Source organism: Falsiruegeria mediterranea M17 (assembly GCF_900302455.1).
Classification (GTDB): domain Bacteria; phylum Pseudomonadota; class Alphaproteobacteria; order Rhodobacterales; family Rhodobacteraceae; genus Falsiruegeria; species Falsiruegeria mediterranea.
Genome location: NZ_ONZG01000032.1, coordinates 1 through 5,513, shown reverse-complemented (window position 1 = coordinate 5,513; position 5,513 = coordinate 1). Strand labels below are relative to the sequence as shown.

General features: G+C 44.7%; 9 protein-coding genes. All 9 read left to right on the top strand.

What is annotated here, in order from left to right:
• The first annotated feature begins 28 nt into the window (after positions 1-28).
• Entirely contained in the window at positions 29-193 is a 165-nt protein-coding gene (locus TRM7615_RS26345; RefSeq protein ID WP_503089931.1) for a hypothetical protein, read from the top strand.
• A complete protein-coding gene (locus tag TRM7615_RS26340; RefSeq protein ID WP_002253904.1) occupies positions 193-363 on the top strand; it encodes a bacteriophage K family protein in 171 nt (56 codons plus the stop codon). The genes TRM7615_RS26345 and TRM7615_RS26340 overlap by 1 nt, the downstream gene beginning before the upstream one ends.
• Positions 296-535 (top strand): phage DNA packaging protein C, encoded by a 240-nt coding sequence (locus TRM7615_RS26335; protein ID WP_016670801.1) that lies wholly within the window; start codon positions 296-298, stop codon positions 533-535. Before TRM7615_RS26340 ends, TRM7615_RS26335 begins: the two co-directional genes overlap by 68 nt.
• Positions 532-990: a scaffolding protein D gene (locus TRM7615_RS26330; protein ID WP_000084700.1), complete on the top strand. Its 459-nt coding sequence runs from the start codon at positions 532-534 to the stop codon at positions 988-990. The genes TRM7615_RS26335 and TRM7615_RS26330 overlap by 4 nt, the downstream gene beginning before the upstream one ends.
• Positions 990-1,106 carry a phage DNA packaging protein J gene (locus TRM7615_RS26325; RefSeq protein WP_000033471.1) on the top strand — a complete coding sequence of 39 codons (117 nt, stop codon included), beginning with the start codon at positions 990-992 and terminating at the stop codon, positions 1,104-1,106. The genes TRM7615_RS26330 and TRM7615_RS26325 overlap by 1 nt, the downstream gene beginning before the upstream one ends.
• Positions 1,107-1,142: 36 nt before the next feature.
• Positions 1,143-2,426 (top strand): major capsid protein, encoded by a 1,284-nt coding sequence (locus tag TRM7615_RS26320; protein WP_000065572.1) that lies wholly within the window; start codon positions 1,143-1,145, stop codon positions 2,424-2,426.
• Positions 2,427-2,536: 110 nt separating this feature from the next.
• Positions 2,537-3,064, top strand: coding sequence for a hypothetical protein (locus tag TRM7615_RS26315; protein WP_000487867.1), 528 nt, complete (start codon positions 2,537-2,539; stop codon positions 3,062-3,064).
• A gap of 8 nt (positions 3,065-3,072) precedes the next feature.
• Positions 3,073-4,059, top strand: coding sequence for a Minor spike protein (locus TRM7615_RS26310; protein WP_000466547.1), 987 nt, complete (start codon positions 3,073-3,075; stop codon positions 4,057-4,059).
• Between the two features lie 63 nt (positions 4,060-4,122).
• Positions 4,123-5,513 (top strand): replication endonuclease (locus TRM7615_RS26305; RefSeq protein WP_108792721.1); only part of this gene is annotated, 1,391 nt, incomplete at its 3' end.

Sequence of the window (5,513 nt, the reverse complement as noted above, 5' to 3'; positions counted from 1 at the left end):
TGAAGCAGAACGCAAAAAGAGAGATGAGATTGAGGCTGGGAAAAGTTACTGTAGCCGACGTTTTGGCGGCGCAACCTGTGACGACAAATCTGCTCAAATTTATGCGCGCTTCGATAAAAATGATTGGCGTATCCAACCTGCAGAGTTTTATCGCTTCCATGACGCAGAAGTTAACACTTTCGGATATTTCTGATGAGTCGAAAAATTATCTTGATAAAGCAGGAATTACTACTGCTTGTTTACGAATTAAATCGAAGTGGACTGCTGGCGGAAAATGAGAAAATTCGACCTATCCTTGCGCAGCTCGAGAAGCTCTTACTTTGCGACCTTTCGCCATCAACTAACGATTCTGTCAAAAACTGACGCGTTGGATGAGGAGAAGTGGCTTAATATGCTTGGCACGTTCGTCAAGGACTGGTTTAGATATGAGTCACATTTTGTTCATGGTAGAGATTCTCTTGTTGACATTTTAAAAGAGCGTGGATTACTATCTGAGTCCGATGCTGTTCAACCACTAATAGGTAAGAAATCATGAGTCAAGTTACTGAACAATCCGTACGTTTCCAGACCGCTTTGGCCTCTATTAAGCTCATTCAGGCTTCTGCCGTTTTGGATTTAACCGAAGATGATTTCGATTTTCTGACGAGTAACAAAGTTTGGATTGCTACTGACCGCTCTCGTGCTCGTCGCTGCGTTGAGGCTTGCGTTTATGGTACGCTGGACTTTGTAGGATACCCTCGCTTTCCTGCTCCTGTTGAGTTTATTGCTGCCGTCATTGCTTATTATGTTCATCCCGTCAACATTCAAACGGCCTGTCTCATCATGGAAGGCGCTGAATTTACGGAAAACATTATTAATGGCGTCGAGCGTCCGGTTAAAGCCGCTGAATTGTTCGCGTTTACCTTGCGTGTACGCGCAGGAAACACTGACGTTCTTACTGACGCAGAAGAAAACGTGCGTCAAAAATTACGTGCAGAAGGAGTGATGTAATGTCTAAAGGTAAAAAACGTTCTGGCGCTCGCCCTGGTCGTCCGCAGCCGTTGCGAGGTACTAAAGGCAAGCGTAAAGGCGCTCGTCTTTGGTATGTAGGTGGTCAACAATTTTAATTGCAGGGGCTTCGGCCCCTTACTTGAGGATAAATTATGTCTAATATTCAAACTGGCGCCGAGCGTATGCCGCATGACCTTTCCCATCTTGGCTTCCTTGCTGGTCAGATTGGTCGTCTTATTACCATTTCAACTACTCCGGTTATCGCTGGCGACTCCTTCGAGATGGACGCCGTTGGCGCTCTCCGTCTTTCTCCATTGCGTCGTGGCCTTGCTATTGACTCTACTGTAGACATTTTTACTTTTTATGTCCCTCATCGTCACGTTTATGGTGAACAGTGGATTAAGTTCATGAAGGATGGTGTTAATGCCACTCCTCTCCCGACTGTTAACACTACTGGTTATATTGACCATGCCGCTTTTCTTGGCACGATTAACCCTGATACCAATAAAATCCCTAAGCATTTGTTTCAGGGTTATTTGAATATCTATAACAACTATTTTAAAGCGCCGTGGATGCCTGACCGTACCGAGGCTAACCCTAATGAGCTTAATCAAGATGATGCTCGTTATGGTTTCCGTTGCTGCCATCTCAAAAACATTTGGACTGCTCCGCTTCCTCCTGAGACTGAGCTTTCTCGCCAAATGACGACTTCTACCACATCTATTGACATTATGGGTCTGCAAGCTGCTTATGCTAATTTGCATACTGACCAAGAACGTGATTACTTCATGCAGCGTTACCATGATGTTATTTCTTCATTTGGAGGTAAAACCTCTTATGACGCTGACAACCGTCCTTTACTTGTCATGCGCTCTAATCTCTGGGCATCTGGCTATGATGTTGATGGAACTGACCAAACGTCGTTAGGCCAGTTTTCTGGTCGTGTTCAACAGACCTATAAACATTCTGTGCCGCGTTTCTTTGTTCCTGAGCATGGCACTATGTTTACTCTTGCGCTTGTTCGTTTTCCGCCTACTGCGACTAAAGAGATTCAGTACCTTAACGCTAAAGGTGCTTTGACTTATACCGATATTGCTGGCGACCCTGTTTTGTATGGCAACTTGCCGCCGCGTGAAATTTCTATGAAGGATGTTTTCCGTTCTGGTGATTCGTCTAAGAAGTTTAAGATTGCTGAGGGTCAGTGGTATCGTTATGCGCCTTCGTATGTTTCTCCTGCTTATCACCTTCTTGAAGGCTTCCCATTCATTCAGGAACCGCCTTCTGGTGATTTGCAAGAACGCGTACTTATTCGCCACCATGATTATGACCAGTGTTTCCAGTCCGTTCAGTTGTTGCAGTGGAATAGTCAGGTTAAATTTAATGTGACCGTTTATCGCAATCTGCCGACCACTCGCGATTCAATCATGACTTCGTGATAAAAGATTGAGTGTGAGGTTATAACGCCGAAGCGGTAAAAATTTTAATTTTTGCCGCTGAGGGGTTGACCAAGCGAAGCGCGGTAGGTTTTCTGCTTAGGAGTTTAATCATGTTTCAGACTTTTATTTCTCGCCATAATTCAAACTTTTTTTCTGATAAGCTGGTTCTCACTTCTGTTACTCCAGCTTCTTCGGCACCTGTTTTACAGACACCTAAAGCTACATCGTCAACGTTATATTTTGATAGTTTGACGGTTAATGCTGGTAATGGTGGTTTTCTTCATTGCATTCAGATGGATACATCTGTCAACGCCGCTAATCAGGTTGTTTCTGTTGGTGCTGATATTGCTTTTGATGCCGACCCTAAATTTTTTGCCTGTTTGGTTCGCTTTGAGTCTTCTTCGGTTCCGACTACCCTCCCGACTGCCTATGATGTTTATCCTTTGGATGGTCGCCATGATGGTGGTTATTATACCGTCAAGGACTGTGTGACTATTGACGTCCTTCCCCGTACGCCGGGCAATAATGTTTATGTTGGTTTCATGGTTTGGTCTAACTTTACCGCTACTAAATGCCGCGGATTGGTTTCGCTGAATCAGGTTATTAAAGAGATTATTTGTCTCCAGCCACTTAAGTGAGGTGATTTATGTTTGGTGCTATTGCTGGCGGTATTGCTTCTGCTCTTGCTGGTGGCGCCATGTCTAAATTGTTTGGAGGCGGTCAAAAAGCCGCCTCCGGTGGCATTCAAGGTGATGTGCTTGCTACCGATAACAATACTGTAGGCATGGGTGATGCTGGTATTAAATCTGCCATTCAAGGCTCTAATGTTCCTAACCCTGATGAGGCCGTCCCTAGTTTTGTTTCTGGTGCTATGGCTAAAGCTGGTAAAGGACTTCTTGAAGGTACGTTGCAGGCTGGCACTTCTGCCGTTTCTGATAAGTTGCTTGATTTGGTTGGACTTGGTGGCAAGTCTGCCGCTGATAAAGGAAAGGATACTCGTGATTATCTTGCTGCTGCATTTCCTGAGCTTAATGCTTGGGAGCGTGCTGGTGCTGATGCTTCCTCTGCTGGTATGGTTGACGCCGGATTTGAGAATCAAAAAGAGCTTACTAAAATGCAACTGGACAATCAGAAAGAGATTGCCGAGATGCAAAATGAGACTCAAAAAGAGATTGCTGGCATTCAGTCGGCGACTTCACGCCAGAATACGAAAGACCAGGTATATGCACAAAATGAGATGCTTGCTTATCAACAGAAGGAGTCTACTGCTCGCGTTGCGTCTATTATGGAAAACACCAATCTTTCCAAGCAACAGCAGGTTTCCGAGATTATGCGCCAAATGCTTACTCAAGCTCAAACGGCTGGTCAGTATTTTACCAATGACCAAATCAAAGAAATGACTCGCAAGGTTAGTGCTGAGGTTGACTTAGTTCATCAGCAAACGCAGAATCAGCGGTATGGCTCTTCTCATATTGGCGCTACTGCAAAGGATATTTCTAATGTCGTCACTGATGCTGCTTCTGGTGTGGTTGATATTTTTCATGGTATTGATAAAGCTGTTGCCGATACTTGGAACAATTTCTGGAAAGACGGTAAAGCTGATGGTATTGGCTCTAATTTGTCTAGGAAATAACCGTCAGGATTGACACCCTCCCAATTGTATGTTTTCATGCCTCCAAATCTTGGAGGCTTTTTTATGGTTCGTTCTTATTACCCTTCTGAATGTCACGCTGATTATTTTGACTTTGAGCGTATCGAGGCTCTTAAACCTGCTATTGAGGCTTGTGGCATTTCTACTCTTTCTCAATCCCCAATGCTTGGCTTCCATAAGCAGATGGATAACCGCATCAAGCTCTTGGAAGAGATTCTGTCTTTTCGTATGCAGGGCGTTGAGTTCGATAATGGTGATATGTATGTTGACGGCCATAAGGCTGCTTCTGACGTTCGTGATGAGTTTGTATCTGTTACTGAGAAGTTAATGGATGAATTGGCACAATGCTACAATGTGCTCCCCCAACTTGATATTAATAACACTATAGACCACCGCCCCGAAGGGGACGAAAAATGGTTTTTAGAGAACGAGAAGACGGTTACGCAGTTTTGCCGCAAGCTGGCTGCTGAACGCCCTCTTAAGGATATTCGCGATGAGTATAATTACCCCAAAAAGAAAGGTATTAAGGATGAGTGTTCAAGATTGCTGGAGGCCTCCACTATGAAATCGCGTAGAGGCTTTGCTATTCAGCGTTTGATGAATGCAATGCGACAGGCTCATGCTGATGGTTGGTTTATCGTTTTTGACACTCTCACGTTGGCTGACGACCGATTAGAGGCGTTTTATGATAATCCCAATGCTTTGCGTGACTATTTTCGTGATATTGGTCGTATGGTTCTTGCTGCCGAGGGTCGCAAGGCTAATGATTCACACGCCGACTGCTATCAGTATTTTTGTGTGCCTGAGTATGGTACAGCTAATGGCCGTCTTCATTTCCATGCGGTGCACTTTATGCGGACACTTCCTACAGGTAGCGTTGACCCTAATTTTGGTCGTCGGGTACGCAATCGCCGCCAGTTAAATAGCTTGCAAAATACGTGGCCTTATGGTTACAGTATGCCCATCGCAGTTCGCTACACGCAGGACGCTTTTTCACGTTCTGGTTGGTTGTGGCCTGTTGATGCTAAAGGTGAGCCGCTTAAAGCTACCAGTTATATGGCTGTTGGTTTCTATGTGGCTAAATACGTTAACAAAAAGTCAGATATGGACCTTGCTGCTAAAGGTCTAGGAGCTAAAGAATGGAACAACTCACTAAAAACCAAGCTGTCGCTACTTCCCAAGAAGCTGTTCAGAATCAGAATGAGCCGCAACTTCGGGATGAAAATGCTCACAATGACAAATCTGTCCACGGAGTGCTTAATCCAACTTACCAAGCTGGGTTACGACGCGACGCCGTTCAACCAGATATTGAAGCAGAACGCAAAAAGAGAGATGAGATTGAGGCTGGGAAAAGTTACTGTAGCCGACGTTTTGGCGGCGCAACCTGTGACGACAAATCTGCTCAAATTTATGCGCGCTTCGATAAAAATGATTGG